Genomic DNA, 15,112 nt, shown 5'->3' on the forward strand with positions numbered 1-15,112 from the left:
TCAGTACTTCATAATCGGTCGTAGTTCCACGGCACCATTATGCTTGTAAACGGGACACTGCTTTGCCAATTCCACCGCTTCGGCTATATCCTTGGCTTGAATTAGTACATATCCCGTCACCGCTTCCTTCGATTCGATGAATGGTCCGTCTGAATGTATTGTATCCTTTTTGAGATAGCGGCCCACAGGTTCCAAGGGATCTCCGGAAATATAATTGTCGGTTTTCGCCATTTCCTCTACCCAGGCCATGTACTCGTTAATCTCCGCCTGGGCTTCCGCCTCGGACATGTTCGCCATGATAGCGGCATCTTCTCGAATCAAAATCATAAAGTTTTTCATACGTAATTAATTTATTGGTTCGTACTATAGACAGGCCAGGGTAAAAATAAGGGACAAAAAATTAAAAAAATGTACTTTGTAGGGCTATGGGAACAATTGACAGTATCGACGAACGAAAAATAATCTGGATAGCCCTCTCCGATATGTATCTCGATACCGAGCTACAGGAGTATCATTTTAAACATATAGCAAGGACCATTGCCGAAAGCAACTACTCCTTCGAAGAAGTTAGAAAGATAGACCGGGAGGAAGTCTTTCCGGTGCTTTATACCAACTTGCTATCGGTGGCAGGTGTATGGGACGGATTTCAGGAAGAATGGTTGGTACAGGCCATCTTGGAAAAAATGGGGAAAAAGCGGTTTAAAGATCGCATCATCACCCCATTGGTCTATTGGAAAATGAAAGGGATGTTCAGACAGCACTGGGACAAGGTGGGAGAGGAGTTGCATAAAATAGTTTCCTAACCGCCAGAGGGTACCGATATGGGCCATAAGGGAACACCCCTGCCAACCATCTACGGAATATTTAAGTACTTATGCGTTTGCAACGATACCTTCCATTTCGGGTTTTGCATCACATAGTCGACGATCAAGGGGGTCACTTTCTCCCGAACACTCCATTCGGGTTGTAAGTACAGGATACAATCTTTATTGACCCGTGCTGCCTGTTCTTCCGCAAAAATCAAATCGTGTTTGTTATAGACAATCACCTTTAGCTCATCGGCCTTATCGTAGATGGTGCCTACGGGCAGTTTGTTCTTTTTTGGGGATAGGCATATCCAGTCCCAGGTGCCGGTAAGCACATAGGCCCCGGAAGTCTCTATATGGGTCTGTAGGTTTTTGGCCTTGAGGGCTTCCGTCAAGGGGCCCATATCCCAAGTAAGGGGCTCCCCACCAGTAACTACGATGGTATCGGAATAGGTTGCGGCATTTTTAACGATATGCAGAATATCGGTCGGTGGATGGGTGTCCGCATTCCAACTTTCCTTCACATCGCACCAATGGCAACCCACATCGCACCCACCTACTCGAATAAAATAGGCGGCGGTACCTTTATGGAATCCTTCCCCTTGGATCGTGTAGAATTCCTCCATCAACGGCAACCGTAGGCCTTGATCGACCAATGTGAGTACTTCACTCTTTACCATTGGGCAAAGATAGGTCTTGTCGGTTCCAAAACACAAATTCCGAAACACAAATTCCAAAATGACTTTGATTATGCAATTTTGCCCTATTTTTATACCAAATTCATTCCAAATGAGTAGCAAAGACGAATTTTTCAGCCATATTGAAAAGGGCTATACCACCAAAGGGGACTTCATTACCATGGGTGCCGCCATGCTGGACGGGGAGGCGGTTACAGATGCCTTGGTGAAGGTACCCCTAAAAACGCTGAACCGGCATGGGCTGATCGCCGGGGCAACAGGAACCGGAAAGACCAAAACCCTTCAGGTACTCGCCGAAAATCTATCGGACAAGGGTATTCCCGTGTTATTGATGGACCTAAAGGGGGATTTGAGCGGCCTGGCACAGCCCAGTCCGGGGCATCCCAAAATCGATGAACGGCATGCCAAGATAGGATTGCCTTTCGAGGCCAAGAGTTTTCCGGTGGAGATCCTTTCCCTCTCGGAACAGGATGGTGTAAAGCTCCGTGCTACGGTTTCGGAGTTCGGACCGGTGCTACTCTCCAGAATTTTAGACCTCAGTACCACACAGGAAGGCATCGTCGCAGTGATTTTCAAGTACTGTGACGACAATAAGTTGCCGTTACTTGATTTAAAAGATTTTAAAAAAGTGCTGCAGTATGCCACCGGGGAGGGCAAAAAAGAATTTGCCAAAGACTACGGTCGCATTAGTACTAGCAGCACCGGCACGATTCTGCGAAAAGTCATCGAATTGGAACAACAGGGCGCCGACCTATTTTTTGGCGAGAAGTCTTTCGAGGTCGACGACCTGACACGCGTTGATGAAAATGGTAGGGGTTACATCAACATTATCCGTTTGACCGATATCCAGGACCGGCCCAAATTGTTCTCCACGTTTATGCTGAGTTTATTGGCCGAGATTTATGCGACCTTTCCGGAGCAAGGCGACAGTGATAGGCCAGAACTCATTTTGTTCATCGATGAAGCGCATTTGATCTTTAATGAGGCTTCCAAAGCACTTCTCGACCAAATAGAGAGTATTGTAAAACTGATTCGTTCCAAAGGAATAGGCCTCTATTTCGTTACCCAGAACCCTACTGATGTGCCCAATGAGGTACTGGCGCAGTTAGGGCTAAAGGTACAACATGCCTTACGTGCATTTACCGCAAGAGATCGAAAAGCCATTAAGCTCACGGCGGAAAACTATCCCGAATCGCCCTATTACGATACCAAGGAGGTATTGACCTCCCTAGGAATCGGAGAGGCGCTGATTTCGGCCCTTGATGAAAAAGGACGCCCTACCCCACTCGCCGCCACATTGCTCAGAGCCCCTATGAGCCGAATGGATGTGCTTACCGATGGAGAACTCAAAGATGTCATCGACAGTTCCAAACTCGTAAGAAAATATAACGAAATCATCGATAGGGAAAGTGCTTATGAGATGCTGAACGAAAAAATTGAAAAAGCGGAAGCCGATGCAGAAAAAGAGGCGGAACGTGAAAGGGAAAGACCCGCACGACGAAGTTCGCGGAGAAGAGGCACCGGTATGGATCCGGTCGTAAAAGTACTGACCAGCGCGACCTTCATCCGTGGTGTTCTGGGCATTCTCAAAAAAGTGTTGCGATAAATCCAGTAGTAAAGTTCCCAAGCGATAAAATACCAACGTACAAAACAAAATTGATCTATGAAGCATAGCATTTCAGTCTTGATGTTGGCCTTTTTGCTTTTGAATTGCAAAGAGGAAATCGACACCACCTTTTTGATTACCGACACCAAGGTGGGTGTTTTGGAAAAGGAGAGTCTTGCCAGGGATATCGATTTGATCTATGCCCAAGATTCGGTTGTCAAGGATACCTTGCGCCTTGGACTGGGCAATAAGGCAAAAAAAATAAGGATTTACGAGAAAGGAGGCACCCATTTGCTGACCTTGACCCCCAGCGCCGACAGTATTCCCACTATCGAAAATGTACGCTTCGAGGATGACCGGTACAAGACAGGGAAAGGAATCAATATCAACAGTACGTTCAAGGATATTAAGGACGCCTACACCATTAAAAAGGTAATCACCTCGAGAAATAATGTATTGGTACTGGTAAAAGAAAGCAACGTATATTTCACGATCAGTAAGGAAGAGCTGCCCAGTAGTCTGCGCTATGCTTCTAGCGTTAATATCGAAGCTGTACAGATACCCGACAAGGCCAAGATCAAGTATATGATGCTGGGGTGGGACTAGCGTTCGGACACCGACTTAGGTAGCGAGTGAACATGTAGACCTTGGAGCCCCTGCATCCCAAATGAACACGGTGTTAATTAATTCCAAAGACATCGCCATCATCTATCCTATTTCATTAAATTGTGTCGAAACGACCGCATCATGAAGCCAAATTATCTTTCATTTCTTTTTAGTTGCTTTTCCCTAATGGCCTTTGCGCAGTACGAATATGAACCTTCATCGGAGTATCCCTTCGGACTCCCCAATCCGAAAGCGCCCCAGCAATTATTGGATTTTGCACCACTTATCGGGGAGTGCGACTGTAAGTCGGTGACACGAAAAGCCGACCAGACTTGGGCCGAACCGGTGGACATGGTTTGGCGATTCAAATACATCATGAACGGGATGGCCGTACAGGATGAAACGCTCAAAGCGGACGGGGGACATTCCGGAAGCATCAGACAATTCATAGCGGATAGTACACGTTGGTACGTACACTATTACAGCTCCGGGGCGCCTTCTACGAGTTTACCGGTCTGGGAGGGCACCAAGAATGAAGAGGGGAACATAGTGTTGTACAGGAATCAAAAGGCCCCCAACGGAATGGATGGTTTTTATCGGTTGACCTTTTCCGATATCAACTCCGAGGGATATCAGTGGGCCGGAGAATGGGTCTCCAAGGATGAGACGGTCGTGTTTCCTACGTGGAAAATATCGTGTACAAAAAGGGAATCGAAAGCGGACGCACGTGAGAAACAAAAAATATTGGCGACCGCCAAAAACTTTTCAAAAGCCTATATGGAGGCAGACTACGATGGAATGGCCGCGATCTATACGGAGGATGGAAAAATTTTTCCAAACAATTCCCGCATTATCGAAGGGAAGGAGGCCATTAAACAACGATGGGTCTTACCGGAGGGTGTCCAAATCATGGATCACAAAACTACCACGGAAGAAATCAATATCATTGGGAACTACGCCTATGACTATGGCTACTACAAAGGATCCAGCAAATCAACGGATGGAACAATTTCGGATTGGCAGGGTAAATATGTCATCGTTTGGAAAAAAGTGGGGCCCGATTGGAAAATGTACCTCGACATCTGGAACCGGGTCGCTGACTGACGACGTTCATTTTTCAACCCTCAACCCTGAGCGTTGGCATACTTCTTACGATTCGCCATGATCTGATCGCTGTAAGTGGTTACCCATTCGCTTAAGTCCAATATTTTTTGCAGATAGGAATGCCCAAAATCGGTCAATTCGTATTCCACCCTTATGGGCACTTCGGGATACAGGGTTCGGGAGAGGTAGCCGTCCGACTCCAAAACCTTTAGGCGCTCGCTCAACACCTTGTTCGAAATACCATAGACCTTCTTTTTTAATTGATTAAAGCGCAGCACCGGATAATAACCCAAATACAAAATAATCAGGATACTCCATTTGTCAGATGCCAGCGCCATCACATCCCGAATGGGACAGTACTCCATTTCGCTCCGTTTCATGTGACCGAACATTTTTTTTATTTTTTTTGCGACCTTAAGCTTCTGATTTTCAGTAATAGTTTCCATTTATATACTTACTATAGTTCGTATCACCTGCAGTGAGCAATCAAAAAAAGCTGTATTTTCGATATGAAATAAAGAGCAGGTTACCAAAAGTAACTTATATTTTCCTTTGAACAAAATCGGAGGCCAGTTGCAACCGTTACATGCTATCGGGGGGCATTATCGAGAAAAGAAAAACGGGAACTGTAGAAAAAAAGCATCCGTTTGTGGGTGAAATATAAGGCGAGGCGGAACGAAGGGTTTCGAAAGTCCATATGGGTGCTCCTTGAAGCGGAAGAACCCGAAAACCGGATGTTGGGAGGACAAGCCGTAGAGCATCGAGTCCAATAAATACAATGAAAACTATCTTCGCAATCGAAATGAAACAGCTTCTAAATAAATATATTCCCTTAGCATACGGCCACTATTTCAACACGTTGGCGTTATTTTCCCATGAAAAGGCTACGGAAAAAGCTTTCCGACTCTTTTGTACGCCGCGAAAAGGGCAGGTACTACCCCAGCAGAAATCGTATTTGGAAAAGGCAAAAGATACCATTTTGGAGGTGAACGACCTTCACATTCAGACATATCGGTGGCAAGGAAAAGGCCCCACCCTACTGTTGATGCATGGTTGGGAGAGCAATACCTATCGATGGCGCAGCTTCATTCCCAAACTGGAGAACGAGGGTTTTAATATCGTTGCCATGGACGCCCCTGCCCACGGCTATTCCGGTAGTACTCTTTTCAATGCACCCCTGTACGCCGAGTGTGCCCAAAAGGTCATCGAAACCTACCGGCCCAAATACATCATCGGGCATTCGTTGGGAGGCATGACCATGATCTATAACCAGTACAAATTCAACAATCCGGACATCGAAAAACTGGTTTCGTTAGGTGCCCCTTCCGAACTATCGGACTTCTTAAGGCAATACCGAATTACCTTGGGATTAAACAAAAAAGTCGTTAAAAGTCTGGAGAACTACTTTGACTACCAATTCAACTTTCGGCCAAACGACTTCTCCACTTCCAAATTCGCCAAAACACTGACCGTTCCAGGGCTCTTGATTCATGACGAATTCGACGCCATAGCTTCCATCCGGTGCTCCGAACAGGTGCATGCCAACTGGAAAGACAGCACGCTTGTCAAGACGAAGGGGTTGGGTCATTCGCTACATCAAGACAAGGTGCGCAACCAAATTATTGACTTTCTAAAGTCGTGACAATAGTGTATTTTCGGGGAGCTTCAAAAAAACTTTATACCAAAAATGAACGGTCCCTATCGGATGTAAAGAATACTTTTATGCAAACTATCACTCCATTCCACATCGCAATCCCTGTACACAACCTAGCCGAGTGCCGCGCCTTTTATCGCGAGGTACTGAACTGTGAGGAAGGTCGCAGCAGCGACCATTGGGTCGATTTCAACCTATTTGGGCATCAACTGGTCATCCACTACAAGCCCAAAACCGAAAGCGAAGGGTTGCACCACAACCCCGTAGACGGTCACGACGTGCCGGTACCACATTACGGGGTGGTATTGCCATGGGATACCTTCCAATCGTTCTCAAGGGAATTAAAAGAAAAAGGGGTGCGGTTCATCATCGAACCCTACGTTCGTTTTGAAGGCCAGGTAGGGGAACAAGCGACGATGTTCTTTAAAGATCCCGCTGGAAATGCGCTGGAGTTCAAGGCGTTTAAAGACATGGGTCAGCTATTTGCGAAGTAAGCGAATCTGCCAATTACCGCCCGTTAATTGTCGTCAAGCCAAGAAACAACAACTTTTGACCCCCCTCACTGCGACCATTCGGTCGGGGTTCGGTCCCAACGGTGTTTGCGCAATTCTTGATGCAATTCAGGGGATAGGCCCTTACCATCACTCGTAGCCGTATTGGCCAATACGTTACGCGCCTTTCGCATTCCTGGAATAACGGTTCCCACGGTGTCGTTCATTAAAATAAAGCGGAGCGCCATTTCGGCCATGGTCATAGTATCCGGTACAAGCGGTCGCAATGCATCGGCATGCTCTACACTTGAAATCAGGTTTTCGGGTACAAAATAGGTGCCGCGCCAGTCGCCCTCAGGAAAAGTGGTCTCCTTGGTGATAGTACCGGTGAGAGTACCTTCATCGAAGGGAACACGCGCGATTACCCCGATATCGTTCTCATCGCAAAAGGGGAATAACACATCTTCCGGTGCCTGGTCAAAAATGTTATAGATAACCTGTACCGCATCGATTTTTCCCGTTTTCAGCGCCTCGATACCATTTTCGGGCTCCCAGCGGTTCATACTGATTCCCATGGCCGCAATCTTACCCGAAGTCTTTAGGTCTTCCACGGCACGTTGCCACTCTTCACGATGCGACCACCCCTCGTCCCAAGTATGAAACTGCATCAAATCAAGTTGTTCCACTCCCAAATTTTTGAGCGTTTTTTCGGTATACTCCATAATATGGGACGTAGGGTACGATTCGTCAAAGGTATACTCAGGTCGTGCCGGCCATTGAAAATTTTTGGGAGGGATTTTACTGGCCGTATATAGTTTTTTGGTGGGATGTCGGCGTACCAACTGCCCCAACAACTCCTCACTATGCCCTTCACCATAGCCCCAGGCCGTATCAAAAAAATTAACTCCGTTCTCTACCGCCAAATCGAGCGATCTCGCCGACTGGGCATCGTCGGACGCTGTCCATCCGGCCATGCCCCACATGCCGTAGCCAATTTCACTTACCTGCCAATCGGTTCTGCCAAATCTTCTATACTTCATTTTATTCTTTTTTGTTTCTAAATTTTTGCCCTGCCCAAATGATGATTCCGTAGATAATTCCAAAAATCACGGCCTTTTGTGATTTATCCAGTACTACATTCATCGTATATTGCTTTTCCAGGATGACCGATATGATGACAAAAAGTACCATGGCCACCAGCACTTGCACAAGCAGTTTTTTTACATTCATTTTAATAATTGCTTTCCCTGATGGTCTTAATCAATTAGGTTTTCCTTCAAAAACAGGGCGATCGCCTCGGTCATTCGGTCCCGATTGTCTTTCTTTCTAAAACCGTGGCCCTCGTCCTTGGCCAACATGTACCAAACGGCACCCTCATTCTCCCGTATCGACTGTACCATCTGCTCCGATTCGGAGGCAGGAACCCTAGGATCGTTGGCACCTTGTATTACAAATAAGGGTTTTGTAATCTTCTCGACATGGGAGGTCGGCGAAATGGCGAGCAGATGCTCCCTCATTTTTGGATCTCGCTCATCACCGTATTCGGCGCGTCGCAAATCCCTGCGGTATTCCTCGGTATTCTCCAAAAAGGTCACAAAATTACTGATTCCCACGACGTCTACCCCACATTTTAATTGGTCGTTGTAATGGAACATGGAGGATAAAACCATGTACCCTCCGTACGAACCACCGTAGACCGCAATGCGCCCACTATCAAACTGGGGTTGTTCTTGGACCCACTCAATCAATTTTCCAATGTCCTTGACGGAATCTTCCCGGTTGAACCCGTTATCCAATTTCAAATAGCTTTTCCCATAGCCCGAAGAACCTCGCACGTTCGGGGCCACTACCGCAATGCCCAGCTCATTGACCAGATAGGCATAAAATGAGGAAAAATAGGGGACGTGCTGCCCCTCCGGTCCTCCGTGTATGGAAATCAGCACTGGATAGGGACCATCGCCCTTTTCAGGTTTGTAAACGAAGGCTGGGATTTTTCTTTTGTCGCCGTCTACTGCATCATAGGTTTCATACTGTATCAATTCAGCTGTGGGGAACGACTCGGTATCCAATCCGCCCACCTCGCTATAGGTCCAACGGGTAAGGGCCATGGTATTCAGGTCTAAGGTGTGGATATCGCCTGGCGTTTTTGTCGTATTTAAGACCAATGCCAGTTGCTCTTTTTCCGGATGAAACGACAATCCATAGATCTGCCCTACCGGAAGACTTCCCACCTTGGAGTAGCTGTTATCCCCCAAATCCATCAGATACAGTTGTGCGTATCCATTTTCGTTGGCCGTGAAGGCTGCCTTTGTTCGTTCTTTATTGACAGCAAATTCATCAATATCCCACGGAATCGATTCGGTCAGATAGGTCATCTTCCCAGAGGCAACATCGACCTGGACCAAGGTTTGGAATTCTCTTCCGGCATCGGACACCGCATAAATCTTATTTCCTTCTTTGTTCCATGCCAAGGCTAAAAAAACCGCTTCGTTTTCGGCATTGTTCAAAGGGCTCAGTTCATTGGTTTTCAGGTCGAATATGTAGGAATTCGATTTGGTACTCGATAAGTATTGTAATACCAGCAATTTGGAATCGTCGGGCGACCAGTCTGCGGTAATCCAGTAGCCATTACCCTTATCGATCTTGATTTCGGCCTTTTTCGGGTCGGCCATATTCGATATATAGACATCAAAATCCTTTTTGTTCCTACGGCTGGAGGTAAAGGCAAACTGGTCTCCCTTGTTCGACCAGTTCAAGCCGAGGTTGACCGATTCGCCATCGCTCAGCATGGTCGAGTTTCTGGTATCCATATCATACCAGTAAATCTGGGAAAATTCATTGCCCCCACTGTCTTTTGTAAATAGAAAACCGTTGTAATCGGTGTGCGGACAAAAGGTTCCTCCGCCCACCGGCTCGTTAAAAAAAGTAATCTGGCTTCTGGCGGAGCCCGGCTTTTCAAGCTTGTGTAACTGGGTCGTATTACCAAAACGGGTAGCCATCAGAATCCCCTTATCACCCGGTATCCAATCGGCAAAGGAGGCCGATCGTGTGTTCTGATATTGTTGGATCCGTTCTTTAATGGTTTCGGGGATTGGGGGTACCTCCTCCAATACCATGTTTCCCACTTCACGACGCTCTTGGGCTTGGGCCAGGAGAGAACACGATAGTGCCAACATCAAAATCAACTGTATTTTTTTCATGGATATGCTTTAAGATTACTATTAATATTGATGAAATGCATCGGATACGAACCGAAGTACGGTAGGAAGCGACTCTCGCCAATAGGTCCAGCTGTGCCCGCCATCGCGTACCCGATATTCATGTGGAATCTCCTTCTTTTTCATGGCAATGTGCACCAGACTATTGCCCTCGTACAGAAAATCGTCATCGCCACAATCGATGTACCAGCGAACGGATTTCACGTCGGCCACAGGGACGGTCTTCAGCAATTCCAAGGCATTGTGCCTTTTGAAATACTTCTCGATTTCCGCCTCGGTAAACTTGGTGTCCGTCCGTTTTAGGCGTTCCCTCAAATCCCCGATTGTAAGGGGCCCCACATAGGCGCTCAAAGGGCAGGCCGATGAAAACAGTTCCGGATGGTGCAAGGCGTACATGAACGATCCGCCCCCGCCCATGGAGAGTCCGGCCACGGCACGATATCTTTTTTCTCCCTTGATTCGGTACTTTTGCTCGACATGGGGCATCAACTCCTGAAAGAAAAAATCCTCATACTTCCAATCCCCTTGGTTAAAGTATCCCATCCGCCCTGTGTCGGCATCGGGCATTATAATGACCATGGGGGTCGCAGCTCCCTCTTGAATGGCCTTGTCGGCAATATGCAGTACTTCCCCAAACTGCACCCATCCCGTGTGGTCGTCAGTGGCACCGTGTAGCAGGTACAAAACCGGATAACTGCGTTCCGAGGTCCCGTAATCGGGAGGGAGGTACACCGCATAGTTCCGTTCCATACCGAGGATCTTACTGGTGAGTGAAAGGTTATCATAGACTTTTCCGGTCTGTCCGAATACCATAAAACATATCCCTAGGGCCAAGAAGGAGGTGAGCACAAACTTTTTCATTTTGTAGCGGGTTAATCTATGCGGAATACAAGATAAGAAATCCTATCGGGCAAACAAATGGCTGTACTGATCATCGCCTGGGAAGCAGTGCCGATGTGACCCCTTCGAACGTCATTTGTACCGGTCGGATGGTACCATCGGAATTGAATTCCATCCGGTCCATACAGGTAACGCGATGGTCGCGGTCCTTATTGGGAATCGGACGACGGTGATATACCATGATCCACTCATCGGTATCCGGGATATTGATGACGGAATGGTGCCCGGCACCGGTTGCTATCCTGGGGTCGGATTCCAAGATGGTACCGACACGGGTATATGGACCAGTAGCCGCATCGGCCATCGCATAGGCCACTTTATAGCTGCCATCGGTCCAATTGCCTTCGGACCACATAAAATAATAGATATCGTTTCGTAGGAATAGAAAAGGACCTTCCACATAACCTTCCGGGGTCACCTCCCTGAAAAGGGAACTATCGTCCCAAGGGATAAAACCGGTAAAGTCATTGTTTAGCTTCCCTAAATTGCAATGACCCCAGCCACCGTAAAACAGGTAATGGGTACCATCCTTATCCTTAAAAACGAACTGATCGATGGGTTGGGCGTCATTGTAAAAGTCGGAAATTAAAGGTTTGCCCAAATAGTCGGTAAAAGGTCCGGCAGGGGAGTCCCCGACGGCCACCCCGATGCCTCCAAAATGATTGATATCGTTGTTCTGATCGTACGAAGGTCGACCGGGACGCTGTATGTCATTGGCGCCAAAAAAAAGAAAATAGCGACCCTCCTTTTCAATCATCGAGGGAGCCCAAAGCGCTTGCCGCGCCCATTTGATGATGGTGGTATCCAAAATGCGGGCATGTTTTTGCCAATGCACAAGGTCCTCGGAGGAAAAGGCATCGAGAAACACCTGTTTTTCAAAGTCATCCGAATAGGTAGGGTACACCCAGTATTCGTCACCGATAACCACACCCTCGGGGTCGGCGTACCACCCTGGGAAGATGGGATTCCCGGCCGTTAGGCCATCCTCTTGGGCAGGATTGTTCGCTTCTTGCATTTTTGGAGTCTCTTTGCAGCCATCCAAAACCAAAATACCCAAGCATAGCAAAGTGATGTATTTCATCCGGAAATTTTCTGTTTGATAGGTTTACTGTCGTGCTAAAGGTATGAATTCACCTCGTTTTTTCTTTACCTTAGTTTCGTCGATTTGAAACGTTAAGGGCAAACACTCCTTTAAGACCATATTTTTTTATCCCAAGACCACAAACGTTCTATTTTAACTATAAATTGGCTATTTATAGGAAGAAGGGGTAAAATAGCACATATTTTGGAAAATTCTGTTGCACTTCTTCCAAAAAGCTTGTTTGAACTTTGCAGCACAAATAAATTGTACCCCCAAATGAAAGAGTATAAATATCATCCATCCATATATCAGACGATTCCTTTTTCCTTCGATTTGACCGATTATTGGAATAAGACGAACCACGACAACCGGTTTTACAAAGTACTTAGGACCCTTTATCATCGGGTTTTTAAATAAGAAACGCCTTCTATATCGTAATTCGGGAAAAATCGTACCGTTGCCTAAGTTACCGATGGCCCCTCAGACGGCTCTATGGCGAATCGTTCCTGAAACAGACTAATGCCCATCATTAAACTTGTTGGGCGGTTAGTAGCCAAAAAGCCTCTTGGGAAGGTCAGGTTATTTAGGTTCCAGGGTCATGACGTAGTCGTAGCTTTCATCGAGGTAGGCTGCCAGGGCATCCAAATCGGCCAGCATCGACTCGGGCACCAGGACATAGCCTTTCATTACCGCTCCATAGGATTTGTAGAGCGTGCTGCCCCATTCGTTCATCAGCTGTTCCTGTCGTTCGTTATCAAATCGGATGCCGATTTCGCCTGCCTTGTTAAGTGCCGAAAACATATAACCGTTGGCCGAGGTATAGGGCATTGTCTTTCCCTTGCGTTCAAATCGGGGGCATTTGGCCACTAGGGCGTCGTAGATTTTTAGTTTTTCTTTCCACATACCGTTTTCTTTACCAAAGTCTACCTATTTCTATAACGGTTATCCAATGATAAGACCTTTTCTACGTATCCAAACAAAGGCGAAAACTATGTTCGGCACCCAACAGAGCCAGGCCACAATGCGATAGGCGGTGACAAAATCGCTGAGGGCAATGGTCAGCAATGGCAACCAAATGCGTAAGGTGACCGCGGCAAAACAGGCCGCATAACTGTAGATCATAAAGCCTTGGTGTAGCGAAATATCCCCTTTTCGAATGGCCAAATAGGCCTTACCGGTCGTGAATACCCAAAAAACACCCAAGCATAAAAAGCCCAGCATACTTATAATACCACCCGTAGCATAGAAAGCGATGAATATCCCACAAATACCACTGATCAAGGCAGCGACCACATAAATCTTTCCAATCGTACGATGCGCTTGCAGGTAGGAATTTCGCCATCGTTTACTGAACTGCGACCAGCCGACCAACAAGGCCAGTCCACCAAAAAAGATATGACCGTAAAAACCGATATTCCATGCCGGATTTGCCAAGAGGGCATCGCTCTTGGAAGCCAACAACCCGATATCCCTATCTATAAAAAGGTACATCGTCGGATACAGGCCGATACAGATGGCCAAAACCGCGAAAACGAACCAGGCTACTTTGTTAGTGGTATTCATGGTTTAGGGTTATTGGGTCCCGGCCTGGATGATTTCACCAGTGGGTCATGACCCATCTACTTCCTGTGATTCGAGCCCTAGCAAAAACGTAAAGCGTACAAGAACACCAGTTAAAGTTAGTGAATTTAGACTTTTTTTTTGGTCAGTCCTTTATGAATGCAATATTACCTTGGAACCACACACCGTGCTTCAGTTCGTACCCATCAAAAAATTGGCTCTTAGGTTGGCAACGGGAAAACTATGTTGGAAGACCTACGCTTAGTCTTTTGGTAGCGCCAAGTTCATCAGTTGGGCAGCTGTTCCGATGACCGCTTGCCAAGATCTCGAGGTGTTGGCCAGTACCACGACCACCGCCTGTTTGCTAGGAACAATAAAAAGCTGGGAAGAGGATCCGGTCTGTGTTCCACTGTGCCCTAAAATCGCCCCTTCGTTTGGCTTTTTGCCGTACAAAAACCAGCCAAAGCCATAGCCATTGTTTTCTTTTTCCAAGCTATGGTGTTTCCCCATCAACTCCAGGGTAGCCTTACTGACCAAGGTGTGGTTCAACACCGCATGGCCAAATTTCAATAGGTCTCCCATGGTCGTATAAAAACCTCCGGCCGGGATGCGATTACTCAGATTGTTGGGCGCTTCCTCGGTAATTTTGCCTTTTTTACCCCACTGATAGAGTTTCGATTTGTTCTCAACGGGTACCCCGTATTTTTCAACTCCCGTGTGCTGCATTCCTGCTTTGTCCAAAATATTTTTCTTCATGTAGTTTTCATAGGTGTCCCCGGAGACTTTTTCAATCAGTAATCCCAAAACTACATAGCCATAGGTGCTATAGCTATAGCGCGTGCCCGGCTCGAAGAGTAGCTTTCGGTCCTGAAAGACGGCAACGGCCGCTGTCAAGTCTTCATAATTTTTTGTAGTCTGTGCTTCCCTTACATTCTTATAGCCATCTATCCCTGAGGTATGCGACAACAACTGCCTGGGGGTAATCTGGGTCTTGGGCTGTTTGGGATAGGACGGAATATAGGTCTGAATCGGCGCATCCAAATCCACCTTTCCCTGCTCTACCAGTTGCATCACGGCAATGGCCGTCATCGGTTTGGCAATCGAAGCAGGCCTGGTAATCGTTTGAAGCTCAAACTTCTTATCCGCCTCCCGGTCTGCATAGCCCACGGCCTGTTGCCATAAGATTTCACCACCGACCGAATAGCCCGCGGAAGCCCCTACAACATGCTTTTTGGAAACCAGCTGCCGTAAAAGGCTATCGGCTTCGTTATTTTGGGCGGTTCCGAAATGGAAAATGGAAACGGCCACTACTAGCACTACATACTTTGACATCACGTATTTATTTTTTGTTGATGATCAAAACTAAAGAGGAGCGCTTATTTTGTCCT

Annotated in this window: 17 protein-coding genes; 6 read left to right on the forward strand and 11 right to left on the reverse strand. The window is 46.9% G+C overall.

Annotated elements, in window-relative coordinates; all coding sequences use genetic code 11:
- Nucleotides 1-339: a YciI family protein gene (locus FK220_RS02325; RefSeq protein WP_152572665.1), complete on the reverse strand. Its 339-nt coding sequence runs from the start codon at nucleotides 337-339 to the stop codon at nucleotides 1-3.
- A gap of 86 nt (nucleotides 340-425) precedes the next feature.
- Between FK220_RS02325 and FK220_RS02330 the strand changes: the two genes are divergently transcribed.
- Nucleotides 426-803 (forward strand): DUF7079 family protein, encoded by a 378-nt coding sequence (locus FK220_RS02330; RefSeq protein WP_152572666.1) that lies wholly within the window; start codon nucleotides 426-428, stop codon nucleotides 801-803.
- A gap of 50 nt (nucleotides 804-853) precedes the next feature.
- Here the strand turns inward: FK220_RS02330 and FK220_RS02335 are convergent, their stop codons facing one another.
- Nucleotides 854-1,486 (reverse strand): 7-carboxy-7-deazaguanine synthase QueE, encoded by a 633-nt coding sequence (locus tag FK220_RS02335; protein ID WP_152572667.1) that lies wholly within the window; start codon nucleotides 1,484-1,486, stop codon nucleotides 854-856.
- Nucleotides 1,487-1,595: 109 nt separating this feature from the next.
- Between FK220_RS02335 and FK220_RS02340 the strand changes: the two genes are divergently transcribed.
- The 3 genes from FK220_RS02340 (at nucleotide 1,596) to FK220_RS02350 (ending at nucleotide 4,820) form a co-directional block, all read left to right on the forward strand.
- On the forward strand, nucleotides 1,596-3,110 hold the full coding sequence (locus FK220_RS02340; RefSeq protein ID WP_152572668.1) for a helicase HerA-like domain-containing protein: 1,515 nt from the start codon (nucleotides 1,596-1,598) through the stop codon (nucleotides 3,108-3,110).
- 57 nt (nucleotides 3,111-3,167) lie between these two features.
- On the forward strand, nucleotides 3,168-3,716 hold the full coding sequence (locus FK220_RS02345) for a hypothetical protein (RefSeq protein ID WP_152572669.1): 549 nt from the start codon (nucleotides 3,168-3,170) through the stop codon (nucleotides 3,714-3,716).
- Between the two features lie 141 nt (nucleotides 3,717-3,857).
- Entirely contained in the window at nucleotides 3,858-4,820 is a 963-nt protein-coding gene (locus FK220_RS02350; protein WP_152572670.1) for a YybH family protein, read from the forward strand.
- Nucleotides 4,821-4,840: 20 nt separating this feature from the next.
- On the opposite strand, the gene FK220_RS02355 is transcribed toward FK220_RS02350, so the two are convergent.
- Entirely contained in the window at nucleotides 4,841-5,200 is a 360-nt protein-coding gene (locus FK220_RS02355; RefSeq protein WP_238718871.1) for a winged helix-turn-helix transcriptional regulator, read from the reverse strand.
- 398 nt (nucleotides 5,201-5,598) lie between these two features.
- Between FK220_RS02355 and FK220_RS02360 the strand changes: the two genes are divergently transcribed.
- Together FK220_RS02360 and FK220_RS02365 are read left to right on the forward strand one after the other, a co-directional pair.
- Complete coding sequence (locus FK220_RS02360) at nucleotides 5,599-6,462, forward strand: alpha/beta fold hydrolase (RefSeq protein WP_238718872.1); 864 nt, start codon at nucleotides 5,599-5,601, stop codon at nucleotides 6,460-6,462.
- 80 nt (nucleotides 6,463-6,542) lie between these two features.
- Nucleotides 6,543-6,968, forward strand: coding sequence for a VOC family protein (locus tag FK220_RS02365; protein WP_152572672.1), 426 nt, complete (start codon nucleotides 6,543-6,545; stop codon nucleotides 6,966-6,968).
- Between the two features lie 65 nt (nucleotides 6,969-7,033).
- Here FK220_RS02365 and FK220_RS02370 read toward each other — a convergent pair whose 3' ends face one another.
- The 8 genes from FK220_RS02370 to FK220_RS02405 form a co-directional block, all read right to left on the reverse strand.
- On the reverse strand, nucleotides 7,034-8,005 hold the full coding sequence (locus tag FK220_RS02370; protein ID WP_152572673.1) for an aldo/keto reductase: 972 nt from the start codon (nucleotides 8,003-8,005) through the stop codon (nucleotides 7,034-7,036).
- Between the two features lies 1 nt (nucleotide 8,006).
- On the reverse strand, nucleotides 8,007-8,195 hold the full coding sequence (locus tag FK220_RS02375; protein WP_152572674.1) for a hypothetical protein: 189 nt from the start codon (nucleotides 8,193-8,195) through the stop codon (nucleotides 8,007-8,009).
- Nucleotides 8,196-8,221: 26 nt separating this feature from the next.
- Entirely contained in the window at nucleotides 8,222-10,165 is a 1,944-nt protein-coding gene (locus tag FK220_RS02380) for a S9 family peptidase (protein ID WP_152572675.1), read from the reverse strand.
- Nucleotides 10,166-10,186: 21 nt separating this feature from the next.
- Nucleotides 10,187-11,044, reverse strand: coding sequence for an alpha/beta hydrolase (locus FK220_RS02385; protein ID WP_152572676.1), 858 nt, complete (start codon nucleotides 11,042-11,044; stop codon nucleotides 10,187-10,189).
- Nucleotides 11,045-11,114: 70 nt separating this feature from the next.
- Nucleotides 11,115-12,164 (reverse strand): glycoside hydrolase family 43 protein, encoded by a 1,050-nt coding sequence (locus FK220_RS02390; RefSeq protein WP_238718873.1) that lies wholly within the window; start codon nucleotides 12,162-12,164, stop codon nucleotides 11,115-11,117.
- A 579-nt stretch (nucleotides 12,165-12,743) separates the two neighbouring features.
- Nucleotides 12,744-13,067: a hypothetical protein gene (locus FK220_RS02395; RefSeq protein WP_152572677.1), complete on the reverse strand. Its 324-nt coding sequence runs from the start codon at nucleotides 13,065-13,067 to the stop codon at nucleotides 12,744-12,746.
- Between the two features lie 39 nt (nucleotides 13,068-13,106).
- A complete protein-coding gene (locus tag FK220_RS02400) occupies nucleotides 13,107-13,727 on the reverse strand; it encodes a DUF2306 domain-containing protein (RefSeq protein ID WP_152572678.1) in 621 nt (206 codons plus the stop codon).
- 258 nt (nucleotides 13,728-13,985) lie between these two features.
- Nucleotides 13,986-15,056 carry a serine hydrolase domain-containing protein gene (locus tag FK220_RS02405; RefSeq protein WP_152572679.1) on the reverse strand — a complete coding sequence of 357 codons (1,071 nt, stop codon included), beginning with the start codon at nucleotides 15,054-15,056 and terminating at the stop codon, nucleotides 13,986-13,988.
- Between the last annotated feature and the right edge of the window lie 56 nt (nucleotides 15,057-15,112).

Source organism: Pelagihabitans pacificus, from assembly GCF_009371985.2.
GTDB classification, from domain to species: Bacteria; Bacteroidota; Bacteroidia; order Flavobacteriales; family Flavobacteriaceae; genus Pelagihabitans; species Pelagihabitans pacificus.

Coding starts and splice junctions, on each gene's coding strand:
- FK220_RS02325 (WP_152572665.1), bottom strand. CDS start 339: ATGAAAAACTTTATGATTTTGATTCGAGAAGATGCCGCTATCATGGCG.
- FK220_RS02330 (WP_152572666.1), top strand. CDS start 426: ATGGGAACAATTGACAGTATCGACGAACGAAAAATAATCTGGATAGCC.
- FK220_RS02335 (WP_152572667.1), bottom strand. CDS start 1,486: ATGGTAAAGAGTGAAGTACTCACATTGGTCGATCAAGGCCTACGGTTG.
- FK220_RS02340 (WP_152572668.1), top strand. CDS start 1,596: ATGAGTAGCAAAGACGAATTTTTCAGCCATATTGAAAAGGGCTATACC.
- FK220_RS02345 (WP_152572669.1), top strand. CDS start 3,168: ATGAAGCATAGCATTTCAGTCTTGATGTTGGCCTTTTTGCTTTTGAAT.
- FK220_RS02350 (WP_152572670.1), top strand. CDS start 3,858: ATGAAGCCAAATTATCTTTCATTTCTTTTTAGTTGCTTTTCCCTAATG.
- FK220_RS02355 (WP_238718871.1), bottom strand. CDS start 5,200: ATGAAACGGAGCGAAATGGAGTACTGTCCCATTCGGGATGTGATGGCG.
- FK220_RS02360 (WP_238718872.1), top strand. CDS start 5,599: ATGAAAACTATCTTCGCAATCGAAATGAAACAGCTTCTAAATAAATAT.
- FK220_RS02365 (WP_152572672.1), top strand. CDS start 6,543: ATGCAAACTATCACTCCATTCCACATCGCAATCCCTGTACACAACCTA.
- FK220_RS02370 (WP_152572673.1), bottom strand. CDS start 8,005: ATGAAGTATAGAAGATTTGGCAGAACCGATTGGCAGGTAAGTGAAATT.
- FK220_RS02375 (WP_152572674.1), bottom strand. CDS start 8,195: ATGAATGTAAAAAAACTGCTTGTGCAAGTGCTGGTGGCCATGGTACTT.
- FK220_RS02380 (WP_152572675.1), bottom strand. CDS start 10,165: ATGAAAAAAATACAGTTGATTTTGATGTTGGCACTATCGTGTTCTCTC.
- FK220_RS02385 (WP_152572676.1), bottom strand. CDS start 11,044: ATGAAAAAGTTTGTGCTCACCTCCTTCTTGGCCCTAGGGATATGTTTT.
- FK220_RS02390 (WP_238718873.1), bottom strand. CDS start 12,164: ATGAAATACATCACTTTGCTATGCTTGGGTATTTTGGTTTTGGATGGC.
- FK220_RS02395 (WP_152572677.1), bottom strand. CDS start 13,067: ATGTGGAAAGAAAAACTAAAAATCTACGACGCCCTAGTGGCCAAATGC.
- FK220_RS02400 (WP_152572678.1), bottom strand. CDS start 13,727: ATGAATACCACTAACAAAGTAGCCTGGTTCGTTTTCGCGGTTTTGGCC.
- FK220_RS02405 (WP_152572679.1), bottom strand. CDS start 15,056: ATGTCAAAGTATGTAGTGCTAGTAGTGGCCGTTTCCATTTTCCATTTC.